The sequence below is a fragment of the Acinetobacter sp. FL genome, from assembly GCF_040744925.1.
Classification (GTDB): Bacteria; Pseudomonadota; Gammaproteobacteria; order Pseudomonadales; family Moraxellaceae; genus Acinetobacter; species Acinetobacter radioresistens.
Genome location: NZ_CP160437.1, coordinates 1458365 through 1473988 on the forward strand (window position 1 = coordinate 1458365; position 15624 = coordinate 1473988).

Here is a 15624-nt window from a genome sequence, read left to right on the forward strand (position 1 = left end):
CTTTGTGTTATACAGGTTTTTGTTTAAAAACTAAAGTCTATAAATACGGATCTTTACGCCAATTACTAGGACTGCGGCCGCTCCAGCGCTTAAAGGCACGGCTAAAATTGGCAACGTCAGAATAGCCCAGCTCGTCGGCAATCTGTTCAAGGGTATAATCAGTCCGTGAGAGAAGTGATGTAGCATGCCGGTAGCGCACTTCATCAACCAGACTAGAAAAAGAGGTGCCTTCAGCAGCCAGTTGGCGTTTTAAGGTACGGTCTGACATATGCAACCGATCGGCCACGCTTTCTATACTAAGATAGTGCTGTTCTGAATGAGTGAGGATATCACGCACCCGCATGGCCAGACGTCGGCGTTCACCCAAAGCAGAAAGTTCAGCTTCACACTGGTTAATTGCGATTTGACTGGCAATCGGGTCAGCATTAACCATCTGTAAACCCAGAAACTTTTTATCAAAGCTGGAAAGTATGTGTGGCTGATTAAAACGGAAATGATGTGAAGGCATTTTGGCTAAATAGCGGTCAAATCCTTCAGGTTTGGCAAAATCAAAATCAATTTCTCCTTCAAGGTTATTAATGCCAGTAATAGCCTTGGCCATACTGATAATACCAATAGTCAGGGCAAGAATAATTTCGGTCCTTAAAGGTTCAAGTTGTATGTCACACTGTAATTGCAGGGTTGCCTTATCACCAAAAGTAGAAAAATAAAGCTGTAGAAAGGGCATACGAAGTTGAATAAAACGTGCAGCAAGAACCAGGGCTTCAGATATATTACTGGCTGTCATGATTGCATAGCCAATAAAGCCATGAATTGAAATTCGCATTTGGGTACCAAGATGGTAGCCTAAAGATTGCTCGCCTGTAATTTTTAAGGCATGTTTTATTAGTTCGTTGGCAAGAGGAGTTGGAATACGGTAATCCGGGTGTGCGAGCTGTTCACTACTAAAATGAAAGGGGGCAAATAAAGTCTCTGCGCTATAGCCCCAGCGTGATACCACATCTAGCAATAACAGGCCATATACCCCTGGAATACCCACATCTTGCCGGGATGAAATTATCTCCATGCGCTATCCATTGCTCTCATGCTTTTCAACTTACTGTTTACATCTTGGCATGAAATTAAACTTTAAACTAGAAGAATTGTTGGACAAATCAGTTGCTTAATTTTCAATTGCTGCTTTTTTAAATACTACTATTTTTGTAGTAGAGATTAATAGGAGATCCTGAAATTGGTTATAAGCCTGAGTGACATAAGTAACAATACCCCGATCATTTTTAGTTCTGGATGGAATGATTGCTGTAATTTCGACTTCAACATGAATGAGATCTCCCGGTCTGGTAGGCTTGGGCCAACGTAAACTGGTTTCGGTACCAATTAAACCGCCTGCTACCGGAAAGCACTCTGTCCATAAACGCATGGTAATTGCAGAGGTGTGCCAGCCACTTGCGGCCAGACCTTGAAAAACAGGATGCCGGCTTGCTTGCTCTTCATCCAGATGAAAAACCTGTGGATCATATTGAGTGGCAAATTTTTTGATCTCTTCAGCAGTCATTTCATATTCACGGCTGACAAAACGATCACCAATGTGCAAATCTTCCAGATAAAGCATTATTCTGTGTCCTCAACTTTCTTTGGTATTTGCTGTTCAACTAAAAAGCCACCAGTTTGACGTTGCCATAGTTGAGCATAAATACCATTTTGCTGAATCAGTTGCTCATGAGTACCCTGTTCAGCGATCAGGCCTTGATCCAGTACAATTAAACGGTCCATCTGAGCGATGGTCGAAAGCCTGTGAGCAATTGCAATGACTGTTTTTCCAGTCATAAGAGCGTCTAGACTTGACTGAATGGCAGCTTCGACTTCAGAATCCAGTGCACTGGTAGCTTCATCTAAAATCAGAATAGGTGCATCTTTTAAGAATACGCGGGCAATTGCAATACGTTGACGCTGTCCACCTGAGAGCTTGACACCACGTTCACCCACCTGCGCATCATAGCCCCGACGCCCCCCCAGATCAGTTAACTGAGGAATAAAGGTTTCTGCCTGAGCTTTACGTACAGCTTCATACATTTCCTCATCAGTTGCATCTGGCCGGCCATATTTAATATTTTCTGATACGCTACGGTGTAGCAGAGAAGTATCCTGAGTAACCAAAGCAATATTAGCGCGCAGGCTGTCCTGAGTTACATTCTGGATATCTTGGCCATCTATTAAAATACGGCCATTTTGAATGGTATAAAACCGCAGCAACAATTGAATAAGGGTTGACTTACCTGCGCCAGAACGGCCAACAATCCCGATTTTTTCACCTGGTCGAATGGTAAGATTCAACTGATCAATTACATTTTTTTCATTATAAGCGAAAGATACATTATCAAAACGAATTTCACCCGCAGTTACTTTTAATGGCTTGGCATCTTTTTTATCCTGTATTTCTACCGGTCTGCTTAAAGTTCCCATTCCATCCTGAATTGTTCCGATATTCTCAAAAAGGGCAGAAATTTGCCACATGATAAAGAATGCCATACTGTTAAGCTTCATAATCATGGCTGTGGTTGCGGCAACCACTCCAAGACCGGCTTTACCTTCTACCCATAGATGAATGGCTGTTCCCAATACACCTAGAAAAAGTACAGCACTCAGCATATTTACACTGATTTCAAATTTAGCTCCAAGACGCATTTGCCGATATACTGTCACCATAAATTCCATCATGGACTCTTTGGCATAACGACTTTCACGGCCGGCGTGTGCAAATAGCTTGACAGTCTGAATATTGGTATAGGCATCTGTAACACGTCCAGTCATGACAGCACGGGCATCAGCTTGCTGTTTTGACACTTTACCCAAGCGTGGAATAAAGTAGTAAGCTGCGATCATGAACAGAAGTAACCAGACGAGTAGGGGTATCATTAGAACAGGTGAAATACCTATAAACACAATACTGATCGTAGTGAAATAGACCACTACGTAGGCCATCATGTCGCCTAAAATAACCCAGAATTCTCGTACTGCTAACGCTGTCTGCATGACCTTGGCAGATAAGCGCCCGGCAAAATCATTATGGAAAAAATCGAGACTTTGCTGTAAAAGAAAATTGTGAAAACGCCAGCGCAGACGCATTGGGAAATTGCTATATAAAATCTGATGCTTAACAATAGACTGCATACTGGCAAAGAAGATGTTGGCAAACAGAAAGCTGGCCAGAATCAGCAGATTGGTTTCATGATTTACATAAAAAGTATCAGGTTGGCTTGTACCTAGCCAGTCAACCAGTTGTCCTATTTTCGAATAGAGTAAAGCCTCAAAGCTTGCGGCGCCCGCAGTTACAAGGACTAATAAAAAAATATAAGGACGCAAGCCTTTGGTCGCCTGCCAGATAAATGGAAAAAACCTTCTTGGTAATGGTTCGTAAAGACCTTCAGTGGGATAGGCATCGACACGCTTTTCGAACCACTTCAACATTATTTTTTCCTCTGAATACAATATATTAACTAATATAAATTTAATTCAATTTATAGGAGAGATAGAGATTGATCAATCATTAATTTAGCCATATTCCGCCATATAATAATATTCAAAATATGAGTTTTTTAGCCGTACTACACTTAATTTTACGCCATATAAGAGAAAAGATAATGGCGTAAATTGTGAATTCAACAGGAAAAACAGATATGAAAAAATTATTAGCTAGCGGTAGACTTGAAAAGCTGGTGCGATTTTGAAGGATAAAAAAATCTGCTTGTAACTTTACCGGATTAATAAAATTAGGACTTGCTGAGCCGCTTATGTGTATACATCTGTTGATCTGCTTCTCTGATAGCAGCTGATAGACCAAAAGTCGGATGACGCATAGCCAGCCCGATTGAAGCACTAATCTTTGCCTTTTCAAAGGCCTGTGTAATGCGATTAACCAATGATTCAGCACCTGAATGATCATTTTCAATACTTAGTATGGTGAACTCGTCACCTCCTAAGCGGGCTAGAATATCATTATTACGTACATTATCACGCAATACGACAGCTGTCTTGCGAATTAACTCATCACCAGCCTCATGACCCAGATGATCATTAACAGTTTTAAGATTGTTGAGGTCTATCATAACCACAGCAGCAGGGTGACCTAACTGCTTGCAACGTTCTTCTTCTGCATTTATTAATTTATCCCAAGCCCGCCGGTTATATAAACCAGTCAAACCATCACTCATTGCTTCTACTTCAAGACGCTCACGTTGTCTAACCTGTTCAATTTCACGCAGTTCAGCCTGTAGAATCCGGCTTAAAAGCTCTCCAAAGACTTCGATCAGTTTTGCTTCTTGAACCAGTTCAGGCGCTTGCGGGTGAGGGTCAATCGCACAGAGTGTGCCAAATAAATGACCATCTTCACTTACTAAGGGCTGTCCAATATAAGCCTGAATCTCTACCTGTTTCCTGATAGGAGCGTTTAGATATAAGGATATATCATCAGAACGTGGTGCAATTCTTGGTGCATTACCTGTGACCATATGTGAACAGAAAGAATCTGCCCAGCGAAAAACTTGTCCAGGTTGAACATTATAGCCATGATCTTCACTCTGCAGCACGATCCAGTCATCGCCTTCAACCCGTGTAATCATCCATAGATTAAAACCGAACCGGTCATGAAGATAACGTAAACCAGCCTGGCCTGCTTCCTCAAAGTTTTTCGAATATGAAATACCCATATAACCAGCCTTTATATCTCAAGATTTAACTTCTATAACCTTAATAGGGTGACCTTGACCAATTTTCAAGATTCCACTGCCACTGTTAAAATGAATTGATGTGCTTCCATTTTCCAGTCGTATACCATTTTTTGTTTTAACCCGCTTAAGATAATAAACAATGCCTCTCTGATCAGTAAGTTCCGCAGTTTCGAAATTATTTGTGGTTTTGAGAATGATTACTATATTATCAGGATCTATGAATTTGAGTACCTGTTCTTCTTCATTCATATTTATAACCTGCTTAGATGTCATCTGGGTAGCTACTATTTGATTTGGAGAGATTTGAACAGCATAGGATCTACTCCATATATAACTTAATAAAAGTAATGCTATAATAACATTTATATATCTCATGCTTTTATTCTCTCAATAATATAAAATTTAATAAAAGATATACAAAAATTCTAAATACTAAAAAGCATAAAATTTAATATTTGTCTATGAAGACTACTTTTTTGGTAAACAGATTTCAACAAAATATATAATGAAGCATTATTAAACTTTAAATAAAAACTATTAATCTAAAGATATTTATTCCTTTTTTATGTTAGATAATAAAAAAATACAGAATAAAATATAAATATGTATATAATAATATTTTTATATTTTAAAAAATAAAATGATGAATAAATTCTTTCTTCTGTCTACTGTATTTTTCTGCTTAACAGGGTGCGCTTCTGTGTCTTATCCAGATCAGAATAGTATTGTAGAAGAAACAATTAATTATTCTACGTCACGTTGTTTTGGTGTCTGTCCGGTGTATTCTGTAACAATTCAGCCTAGTGGAGCTGTACATTTTAACGGGGACCGGTTTACAAAAGTTATCGGAGAGCAAAATATCATAGTTTCCCCCGGGATCTATAAAAAGCTTTCTAGTCAATTAAGCAGATATAAGCCCGCACCAGGAAAAGTAGAAAATAATTATAAATGTGTAAATAAAGCTACTGATCATCAAACGGTTAGTTTTGTATGGACGGATAAAAGTGGAGTAGAAACAAAGTTAGACCATTATATGGGGTGTATGAATTCATCTGATAAAAGTTTTAATCAATTTATCGAACAATTACCTGAAATGCTTGGAATTAATAATTTAATACGCTAAAAATAAAAAAAATCTAAATTTATAAAAAATTAATCTTTTATATAGGTCCCATTTATATAAAAGATTAATAAATATATATTTCTATAAGTAGTGTTTTATGAATTTTAGGTTTATACACTTTAATATTAACGATATCTCTAAAATAAAAAAAATTTTTATTTTCAAGTTTTATAGGGCAGTAAAACTGTACATAGAAAAATCTTATTTGGTTATGAAACCTTGGACTTAAAAAAGCTTTTTATAAAAAAATAGCCTAAGCATTATTTCTAATAATGAACCTGATTGCGGCCTGCAATTTTAGCCTGATAAAGTTTTGCATCAGCTATTTCAAAAACTCTTGCTACTTCTCTCGAAGTTTCTGGCCAGAATGCGATACCGATAGAAATTGTTATCGGGCCGATACCATCGGTTAAGGTATTTTCCATTTTCTTTCTTAAACGTTCAGCACTTTTATATGCGTTTTCTATATCAGCTTGAGGCATAAGCACAACAAATTCTTCACCACCATAACGACAGCATAAATCATTTTTCCTAAAGTTATTTAAAATATGTTGAGCCACTTGCTTTAAAATTCTGTCACCTTGAGCATGACCATAAGAATCATTAATCTTTTTAAAATAATCAATATCTATCAGTAAAACTGCAAAGTGAGTCTGGGTACGAGTCATTTCCTCAATAAAGATTTCTAGTCCTCTGCGATTAAAAAGGCCAGTAAGTGGGTCAGAATTAATGTGAAAATTCATTTCATCAATTTTATGAGTAAACTTCTCTACACTGGAAAGTAGGGAAAATTTGAATTTTTGCACTTCGTAGTACCATGGTTTGATCGCCTTAATTTTCACTTCAGTTTCTGGCTGGTTTAAAGAGCTGGCAATTTTGGCGAGGTCATGAAGAGGAGAGGCTATAAAGGTAGAGGCCTTCCATACTAGATAAAAAATTAGGAGATAAAAAAGAAAAATTCCTGCAGACACTCTGGAAATAATTGATTTCGCGCGTTCAAGTAATTCATCTGTAGGCTGTTGTGAGACTACAATCCAGTTAGTGGTGGGAATATGCGCGAAACCGACCAGATTCTTTACTCCCATACTGTTTACTAATTGAATTTTACCGTTCTTCTTTTTATTCATATAAGTCAACCCTGTATTCCCGGTTACAGTTTGACCTATTCTTTTCATATCAGGGTGAAATATAATTTTATTATTCTGGTCTAATACATACATATAACTATTTCTATAACTGTATTGAATGGTCAGTAGCTCATTGATGATATTTTTTTCTTTCAGATAAATTGCTGCACCTACATAGCCTTTGTAGACATGGTTATGGTCAAAGATAGGCTGAGAGATAAAAACAATTAAATTATTTTTAACTGAGTAATATGGAGGAGAAACATAGGGTTGCTTACTTTTTAAAGATTCTTGTGTTCCTAGTGACATTTGAACCTGTTGTTTGCTCAGGTTCAGATAATCAGGAGTATATTCAACGATAATTCCTTTAGAGTTACATATAACTACAGTATTGAAGTGATGTGATTGTCTCCTAAGACGATCAACTTCTGATGCTCTTATAGTTTCGTTGTTAAAAGACTTTCCTATAACTTCAGCACTATATTTGAGCTCATCCAAAGCTGTCTGAAATTGCCCATCTGTGTTTAAAGCAATTTTAGAAGCATATTCATAATTAATTGAAAGTGAGTTTTCTATTAATTCCTGCTTGAGAATGCTATAGCTTATAAGGAGAGAAATAACAAATAAGGCGGAAACCGCTAAAATAGTTAAAATTAAAATTAATTTCCTTAAATTAAGCTTAAAGTAATTTTTTAAATTATAAGTGAGCATAGATGAGCTGACATTAAGGTAGAGTACATCTCTCATACTACTGTATTTAATATTACTAAATATTTATTCTTTGTTTCTATAAGTTAGACCATAGGCAGGCAGGATCAAAACAGTTCTCATAAATTTTATTATATTGCCAACACATATATAAGAGCATAATTTATTTAGTTAGGCTGTAGTATAGTTAAGTTATTAAATGAAATCTGGCTATAAATTTTTTAATTAAACCAGATACTTATATTTTTAAGTTTTAGTTTTACCTGACCGTTTATGCTCAAACATATTTTTATCTGCTGCGATTGCTGCTTTGTTAAGACCATGATGAGGTCGCCGCGAAGCAACTCCAATAGCGGCATCTATTCCGGCTTCTTTAAAAGCCTCCTGAATACGGTGAAATAAAGCTAAAGCACCTTCTTGATCATTTTCTATACTTAAAATACCAAATTCGTCTCCACCCAAGCGAGCCACAATATCTTTACGCCTTACACTGGCACGAAGTACAGAAGCTGTTTTCTGAATTAATTCATCGCCGGAAGTATGCCCCAGACTGTCATTAACAGTTTTTAAATTATTGAGATCAACAATAAGAATTGAAGCAGGGTGTCCATGCCGTTTACAACGGTCTTCTTCGGCAGTGACCAAATTATTCTAAGCTCTACGATTATATAGCTCAGTTAAGCTATCTCTTAATGCTTCAGCTTCAAGTCTTTCATGTTGTCGAATTTTCTCGTTTTCACGTAGCTCAGTTTGTAAGATATAACTTAATAACTGTGCAAAAAGCTCAATCATTTCAGCATATTGTAAAATTGATTCTGGTTGTGGTTGTGGGTCAACTGCGCATAATGTACCGAACAGGCTGCCATCTTCATTAAGCAGGGGCTGACCAATAATAAGCTTCTATGTTGACCTGCTTGTTTATAGGTGCATTAGCATACAGAGGAATATCTCTAGAGCGAGGTACAATTCTGGGTACTGTTTCCGTCACCATCTGGGAGCATAGCGTATCGGTCCAGTTCAGAACTTGGCCTTGTTTGACATTATATCCATGATCTTCACACTGTAAGATGATCCAGTTTTTACCTTCTACTCGGGTAATCATCCACAGGTTAAAACCAAGATGGGCATGCAAGTAGTGCAAGACAGCTTGCCCAGCCTCTTCAAAACTTTTGTAATTAAATCCATTTATCATATATTTTATTTACCTGATTAATAGCTTCTGTTCAAAATGAATAGCTAGAGCTTACTTACTTTCAAAGTTGAACTTATTCTTGCAGAAAACTATTTTTCTTAAACTTTAGTCTTTTAAAAGCTTATATCCTTAAGAGAAAATTATGCTATCAGCCCTTATCATACAAGAAGCTTTTCAGTAAAAATTCATTTTTAATTTTAAGAGAAGGATTAATTATATTAAATAGATGATCATGAAATATAAAATTTATAAGAATACAAGAGGTTAATTGTGTTTAAAATCCATTTAAATAAAAAAATATTTTATTATTTTGTATACATATTAAATTAAATCATACAAAATTAGTCAGAATTTATTAAAGAGAAGGTAAAAATTGTGAGGATAAGATTAGTTGCACTTTTCTTATTATTTGTTGGTGGATTATTCTATTATGCTTATAAATCTCAGCATGAACATGTACTTAAAAGAAGAGCGAATATTATGTCTACAGCACCTTTCCATACTTCTCCAGACCGTATTTATTCAGGAAAAAACTTTAAATTTACTAAAATTGATCAAAATGGACAGATCATTTTTAAGAGAAAAGAAGAATGAGCTCAATGGCGGTATGTATTTTAATCATTGTATTTTCTGAATTAACTCTATAATTTTATATAGGTAAAATAGGGCTGTATATTAATTGAGCTTTATAAATATTAGTATTATAAAATTTTCTTTAGTATTTCATCTGGTGTTTAAATTTTTAATATTAATAAGTGCCGTTTAAATAATGCATAAGCCAACGCCTGAGATAGTAAAATAGAATGAACTTCTCACAATACTATAATTTAAAAAATAAGTACTTATATAACAGGCTTCGTTGTAAAAGCCTGTTATACAGTGTGTAAAAAATCAGGAATGTTCAATAACTTCTGCATTAGACAAGACTTTCCAGTCTTGCCCAGAAGGGGCTTGATAAACCTGTAGTCCAAATTCTCCAATAATGGCAATCAGGTGGTCAAAAATATCTGACTGAATGGCTTCATAATCTACCCATGAAGTTGTATTACTAAATGCATAAATCTCAAGGGGAAGTCCTTCACTGGTAGGTTGTAATTGACGCACCATAATTGTCTGATGCTGAGCAATACCTGGATGCTGTTTTAAATAAAACTCTATATAAGCACGGAATGTCCCCAGGTTGGTCAAGCGGCGCTGATTATAAATAGCCTGATTGCCAAGCTGCTGGTTAAATTTTTGAATTTCACTTTCTTTAATATTCAAATACTGGTCAAGAAGCAAAAAGTCCTTTAGCTTTTGCTGCTCTTCATTCGTCATAAAATGCACTGTGCTTTGGTCAATGTAAATAGCACGTTTGATACGTCTTACACCGGCATTGCTCATACCACGCCAGTTTTTAAAAGTATCAGTAATCAGTTTATTGGTGGGAATAGTCGTAAAGGTCTTGTCAAAATTTTGTACTGTGACCGTATGTAATGACATATCAATGACATCGCCATCCGCATTTAATGATGGCATCTCAATCCAGTCTCCGATACGTACCATATCATAAGAAGAAATTTGTACACTGGCCACCAGCGAAAGAATAGTATTTTGAAAAACCAGCATCAGCACAGTCGCCATAGCACCAAAGCCTGCTAGCAGGGTAAACACATCTTTCTTCAGGAAAGTACCTAAAATCATTAAAGCACAGACGATATACAGCATTAATTTAACCAGCTGCAAGTATCCTTTAATAGGCTTATTTTTTGATTTTGGATTGCGCTGATAAATCAGGTTAAAAATATTAAGAAGTTCGCTCAAAGCCAGCGCTAATGTAAGGAAAATAAAAGCCTGTGCTCCCATTTGTACAAAAGTTACAAGCTTGAGTGAAAGATGTGGAACCGTAGTGATGCCATTCATAATGACGATAGCCGGAACAATATTAGCTATGCGACGAATTACACTATGTTCAGCGAAAATACTGCTATTGGCAAACTTCATCTTGCTGATGAGTTTACGTAGGCCTCTTACTACGACCTGTTTGGCAATAAAGTTAGCCAGAGCGGCTAGCAGAATAAGAATGCCTAATGATGTCAACATCTCTAACCAAGGAAACTGATCTGACCAGTCCTGAATATTTTGTATAAAAGCCAGCTGTTCCAAGCCATTTACCCCTACAATTATGATTAATTGCATGATTGTAAAAGTTTATTGCTTGAAACAGGCTATAAACAACTTTTTATATACGTTTTATTAGCAAATTGAAACTTTATAGTATTACCTCAAGAAGAGGTGTTTTACCACATTAAATCATCAGGAATAACATATGCTGCATATGGATCTTCTTCATCAGTTGATTGATCATTGGCCTGCGTACTATTATGTAAAATAAACCCTTCCATGCGCGCATCAATTTTTTCTGCCAAGGCTTTTGGTAAATAGGCATAGCTGCCATTATCTCGTGCAATCATTAAACTGCCTGAAACCAGTGCATTATAAACCTGTTGTGAGATATAGACTTTTTTGATTTTGCCTTCATCGATAAACTGATAAGTTATATCGCCGTCAGTTTCCTTGATCTTATGATGAGAGATCATTTGGACAATATTGGCTTTTAAAGTTTTTTCTTCAAGCTGACGCTGTTTTTCCTGATTTAGGGCCTGATCTTTAGCTAACTTTTCCCGTTTTTCATGCTCAATTTTTGCCTTGAGTGCAGCCTCGTCACTTTGACCGGTACGCTGTTCATGCTGTGCCTGTTTGCTCAGCTTTTTTGCTTTTTTATTATCTACCAAGCCAGCTTTTAAAAGTTGTGCCTGTAGTGCATTTTTAACCATATTTGATTACTCCCAGCTTGAATGCTGTGTAGACCTATGACGAAAGTATATAGACCAGTAGATGATGCTGAGCGATAAACTCAAAACTGCCGGTACGAGAAATGACTGTAATTTTAGATAAGGATAAATCAGACTGGCAACAATACCACCGATTAAAAAGCCGAAGAGAATAAGTAAATGAAGAATAATACGACGCTTTCCAACGCTCAGGCCACGTAAGCGATAACCTAGCGCCAACCCAAGATCAGTTAATACCCCTGATAAGTGGGTAGTGCGAATGATTGTACCTTTATAATGGCTAACCATTGCATTTTGCACGCCCATTGCAACACAGGCCCACAATAAAGCATATCGTGGGAAATAGGGTAACAATATCCAGCACAGGAAAATGAATAGCGCAACCAGACTAAGTGGCAAACCATAACGGCGTCCAAGCTGAAAGTGACTATTTCCAAGAATCAGGCCACTATAAAATGAACCGGTAACATAGCAAAGGACCACCAGTATCAGGTACAGAACACTAGAGGGTTCCCAATTAATCAGGCTCATGGCCAGCATACTAATATTACCGGTCATATGTGAGACAGACTGATGCAAGACAGTCACCAGTCCAAGTACATTAATCATGCCCGCATTGATTGCCAGTAAAAAAGCACCTATTTGAATCCATGCAGGCAGTTTTTGAAAAGGCATCGCTACACTCGCGAATTATTGTCCTTTCAATAGATTAACGCATTCCACGGTCAGCAGCAGCAGTAAATAGTACATCAGTTGATGAATTTAATGCAGTTTCAGTCGAGTCCTGAAGCACACTGATCACCATTCCGATTGCAACCACCTGCATAGCAATTTCAGATGAAATACCGAACAGGCCGCAGGCCACAGGAATCAGTAGCAATGAACCGCCAGCAACCCCAGAAGCTCCACAGGCCGATACTGTAGCAACCACGGAAAGGATTAACATGGTTGAAATGCTGACCGGTATGCCTAAAGTATGTACAGTCGCGAGTGTTAGCACAGTAATAGTGACCGCCGCACCTGCCATATTGATAGTAGCACCCAAGGGAATAGATACACTGGCAGTTGCTTCATTTACACCCAAACGTCGTGCCAGGTCGAGGTTAACCGGAATATTAGCAGCGGAACTACGGGTAAAGAAAGCAGTAATGGCACTTTCGCGTAAGCATGTTAAGACTAGCGGATAAGGGTTACTGCGGGTAACAACTGCAACCAGCAAAGGATTAATGATAAGGGCAACAAAAAGCATAGTGCCAAGCAGCACTGCTAAAAGCTGTGCATAACTTTCCAGCGTTTTTAAGCCAGCATCAGCGAAAGTTGCAGCAACCAAACCGAATATACCCAATGGAGCAAAGCGGATTACAATTGCGATCACTTTACTAATGGCATTGGAAACATCAGTCAGTACCACACGTGAAGTCTCAGACGCGTGGCGAAACGCTAGCCCCAATATGACAGACCACGCTAAAATTCCAATAAAGTTCGCTTCACTCAGCGCCACAACTGGATTGGCAATAAAGCTCAATAACAGGTTTTTCAGTATTTCTCCCAACCCCCCTGGAGCTTGTACTTCGAGCTGACTTGGCACATCCAGGAACAATGTACTTGGAAACATTAGACTGGCAAAGACAGCACTAAATGCAGCTAGAAGCATACCAACCATATACATCATTAAAATAGGTTTGATATATGCAGTCTGACCCAGTTTGAAATTGGCAATGGAAGCCATAACTAAAACAAAAACCAGAATCGGGGCAACTGACTTAAGTGCCTTAATAAAAAGATCACCCAGTAAGCTGAGATAGGGAGCTGCTTGAGGAAAAAGCCAGGTTACCAGCATGCCCAGAATAATGGCAATGACAATTTGAGTAACCAGGCTTAAGCGAAATAAGTATGAGAACATAGGAAAGCCTTATGAGACCTATAAGGGCCAAAAGTACAAGCCGGCTATTTTATACATAAAATACATAAAGCTTGAAATTAATTTTTACTGACCCGTCCATGGTCTTTCGAATGATATAAATATAATAAAAGCTAAATACTTTTATCACATTTGAATATCCATAGATCACTTGCATTGTTAATATTTAAATTTTAATGGGGCATTTCAGGCTGAAAAAGCTCTGGTGCCAAGTTCTGCATTGCCTGAAAGTGAGAGAAAAAAACCTGACCATTTAAATGCTGCAATAAGGGGGAGGCTTTAAGCTTATCCATAACAGGGCCTTTGATTTCTGAAAAATGGAGCTGAATATGAAGTTTAGCGAGCTCTGCATTTATTTCCTCAAGCATTTCCAGTGCACTTAAGTCGATAGCGCTAATGCTTGAGCAGTTAATAATGACATGCTCAAGCTGGGCATTTTTACTTACTTCAGTAATGATATAGCCTTTTAAGGTATTCGCATTTAAAAAGCTCAAGTTTTCATCAATACGGATCGAAAAGATTTTGGGGCTGGTTATAACCTGATGCCGTGAAATATTACGGAAATGTTGTGTTCCTTTAACCAACCCAATCACTGCAATATGAGGACGGCTAATTCGCCAAAGCATTAAAATAAATGTAGAGATAATTCCGATTATCAGACCGGTAGAGATATCAATGCAAATAACACTGAAAAATGTAATCCACATTGCGATGCCATCTGCCTTAGAATAACGCCAAGTTTCGAGAAATGGTTTAAATTCAACCAGCTTCCAGATAGAAACAATAATGGTTGCAGCCAGGATAGCCAGCGGTAAATCTCGCAGGAACCCGGTAAAATACATACTAACCACAATAATAAACAGTGAAGAGAGTACGCCAGCCATTGGAGTGCGTGCACCAGCATCGGCATTTACAACTGTACGTGACAAACTTCCTGTTACGGGAAAGGCAGAGGTGACTCCAGCACTAATATTCGCCAAGCCAAGTGCAATAAGTTCCTGATTACTGTTCAGGTTACTACGCTGCTGCAATGCAGTGGCCTGTGCAATTGAAAGAGACTCTACAAAGCTGATCATTGCAATAAGAGCAGCACCAGGAAGCAAATCAATTACCATTTGCATGTTCCAGTGTGGTAGAGCAATAGGGGGGAAACTTGAAGGAATTTCTCCTACAGTTTTAATGCCTGCCTGCTGCAAGTTCAGAAAATACATCAGTCCAATCGAAACTATAACCAGAATGAGGGGTAAGGCACGAATCAGAAAAATCAGTGAACCTGCTCTGGTCTTTATAAAGGCTGAATTTAAAAAGGCAGGAATATATACCAGAAATAATATAGCAGTGATTCCAAGCGCCAGAGTAGCAAAGTTGCTATAACGTACATACTGCCAAAAAGATACCAAGAATTCTGGAACATTATTGGTTTGTAAGGGGATATCAAACAGAAATTTAAATTGGCTTAAGGCAATAAGCAGAGCTGAAGCAATAATAAAACTTTTTATAACCGGATGACTAATCAGCTGAATGAGAAAACCAAAACGGAATATACCTAAAAGTAAAGAAATAAAGCCGGTGAGTAGCGCTAGCAGACAAGCTGCTTCAACATAAACTGGCGAACCTACTTCGTATAGCGGGGCAAGGGTGCCAAAGACCATCATGGAGATAATAGCAACTGGACCAATTGAAAGGGTTGGACTGCCACCGACCATGGCATAAATAATCATGGGCAGGATACTGGCGTATAACCCCATTACAGGAGGCAGACCGGCGACCATAGCATAGGCCATACCTTGTGGTACCAGCATTGCAATAACGATTAATGCTGCCAGTAAATCTGATCTAAATTTTGGTCCGTTATATCTACTCAGCCATTGCCATGCCGGAAAAAGAGAGGGTATAGATAAACGACGCATAGCCATATAATAGCCTAAATCACATTTTTTCATATATTATGCATAAAAAGTGATAAAAAGTCGCTTCCTTTAAAAGTACTAC

Annotated in this window: 12 protein-coding genes and 1 pseudogene; 1 reads left to right on the forward strand and 12 read right to left on the reverse strand. The window is 37.7% G+C overall.

The genetic code is table 11. The annotated features are described in order from the left end of the window. Positions 1-37 precede the first annotated feature (37 nt). From ABZP31_RS06830 to ABZP31_RS06850, 5 genes are all read right to left on the reverse strand, one after another. Positions 38-1066 carry an AraC family transcriptional regulator gene (locus ABZP31_RS06830; RefSeq protein WP_005014389.1) on the reverse strand — a complete coding sequence of 343 codons (1029 nt, stop codon included), beginning with the start codon at positions 1064-1066 and terminating at the stop codon, positions 38-40. Positions 1067-1162: 96 nt separating this feature from the next. Continuing rightward, on the reverse strand, positions 1163-1612 hold the full coding sequence (locus ABZP31_RS06835; protein WP_005405523.1) for a MaoC family dehydratase: 450 nt from the start codon (positions 1610-1612) through the stop codon (positions 1163-1165). After that, positions 1612-3468 carry an ABC transporter ATP-binding protein gene (locus ABZP31_RS06840; RefSeq protein ID WP_248134617.1) on the reverse strand — a complete coding sequence of 619 codons (1857 nt, stop codon included), beginning with the start codon at positions 3466-3468 and terminating at the stop codon, positions 1612-1614. Before ABZP31_RS06840 ends, ABZP31_RS06835 begins: the two co-directional genes overlap by 1 nt. A 302-nt stretch (positions 3469-3770) precedes the next feature. Next, positions 3771-4706 carry a sensor domain-containing diguanylate cyclase gene (locus ABZP31_RS06845; protein ID WP_248134619.1) on the reverse strand — a complete coding sequence of 312 codons (936 nt, stop codon included), beginning with the start codon at positions 4704-4706 and terminating at the stop codon, positions 3771-3773. 18 nt (positions 4707-4724) lie between these two features. Next, a complete protein-coding gene (locus ABZP31_RS06850) occupies positions 4725-4976 on the reverse strand; it encodes an NADPH-dependent 7-cyano-7-deazaguanine reductase (protein WP_248134621.1) in 252 nt (83 codons plus the stop codon). A 451-nt stretch (positions 4977-5427) separates the two neighbouring features. Here ABZP31_RS06850 and ABZP31_RS06855 point away from each other — a divergent pair, with 451 nt between their 5' ends. Beyond that, positions 5428-5850 (forward strand): DUF6438 domain-containing protein, encoded by a 423-nt coding sequence (locus ABZP31_RS06855; RefSeq protein ID WP_248134623.1) that lies wholly within the window; start codon positions 5428-5430, stop codon positions 5848-5850. 266 nt (positions 5851-6116) lie between these two features. On the opposite strand, the gene ABZP31_RS06860 is transcribed toward ABZP31_RS06855, so the two are convergent. From ABZP31_RS06860 to ABZP31_RS06890, 7 genes and pseudogenes are all read right to left on the reverse strand, one after another. Then, the gene (locus ABZP31_RS06860; protein WP_248134691.1) at positions 6117-7688 is read right to left on the reverse strand and encodes a sensor domain-containing diguanylate cyclase; all 1572 of its coding nucleotides are present in this window, start codon (positions 7686-7688) and stop codon (positions 6117-6119) included. Between the two features lie 243 nt (positions 7689-7931). Beyond that, a pseudogene (locus ABZP31_RS06865) lies at positions 7932-8877 on the reverse strand (diguanylate cyclase). 891 nt (positions 8878-9768) lie between these two features. Then, the gene (locus ABZP31_RS06870; protein WP_005025836.1) at positions 9769-11055 is read right to left on the reverse strand and encodes a mechanosensitive ion channel domain-containing protein; all 1287 of its coding nucleotides are present in this window, start codon (positions 11053-11055) and stop codon (positions 9769-9771) included. Positions 11056-11156: 101 nt separating this feature from the next. After that, on the reverse strand, positions 11157-11693 hold the full coding sequence (locus ABZP31_RS06875) for a DUF2058 domain-containing protein (RefSeq protein ID WP_346812630.1): 537 nt from the start codon (positions 11691-11693) through the stop codon (positions 11157-11159). Between the two features lie 6 nt (positions 11694-11699). Then, positions 11700-12386 carry a YoaK family protein gene (locus ABZP31_RS06880; RefSeq protein WP_367156945.1) on the reverse strand — a complete coding sequence of 229 codons (687 nt, stop codon included), beginning with the start codon at positions 12384-12386 and terminating at the stop codon, positions 11700-11702. Positions 12387-12420: 34 nt separating this feature from the next. Beyond that, positions 12421-13614, reverse strand: a complete 1194-nt coding sequence (gene sstT / locus ABZP31_RS06885; protein WP_367156946.1) for a serine/threonine transporter SstT — start codon at positions 13612-13614, stop codon at positions 12421-12423. A 191-nt stretch (positions 13615-13805) separates the two neighbouring features. After that, positions 13806-15548, reverse strand: a complete 1743-nt coding sequence (locus ABZP31_RS06890; RefSeq protein ID WP_111282771.1) for a SulP family inorganic anion transporter — start codon at positions 15546-15548, stop codon at positions 13806-13808. Between the last annotated feature and the right edge of the window lie 76 nt (positions 15549-15624).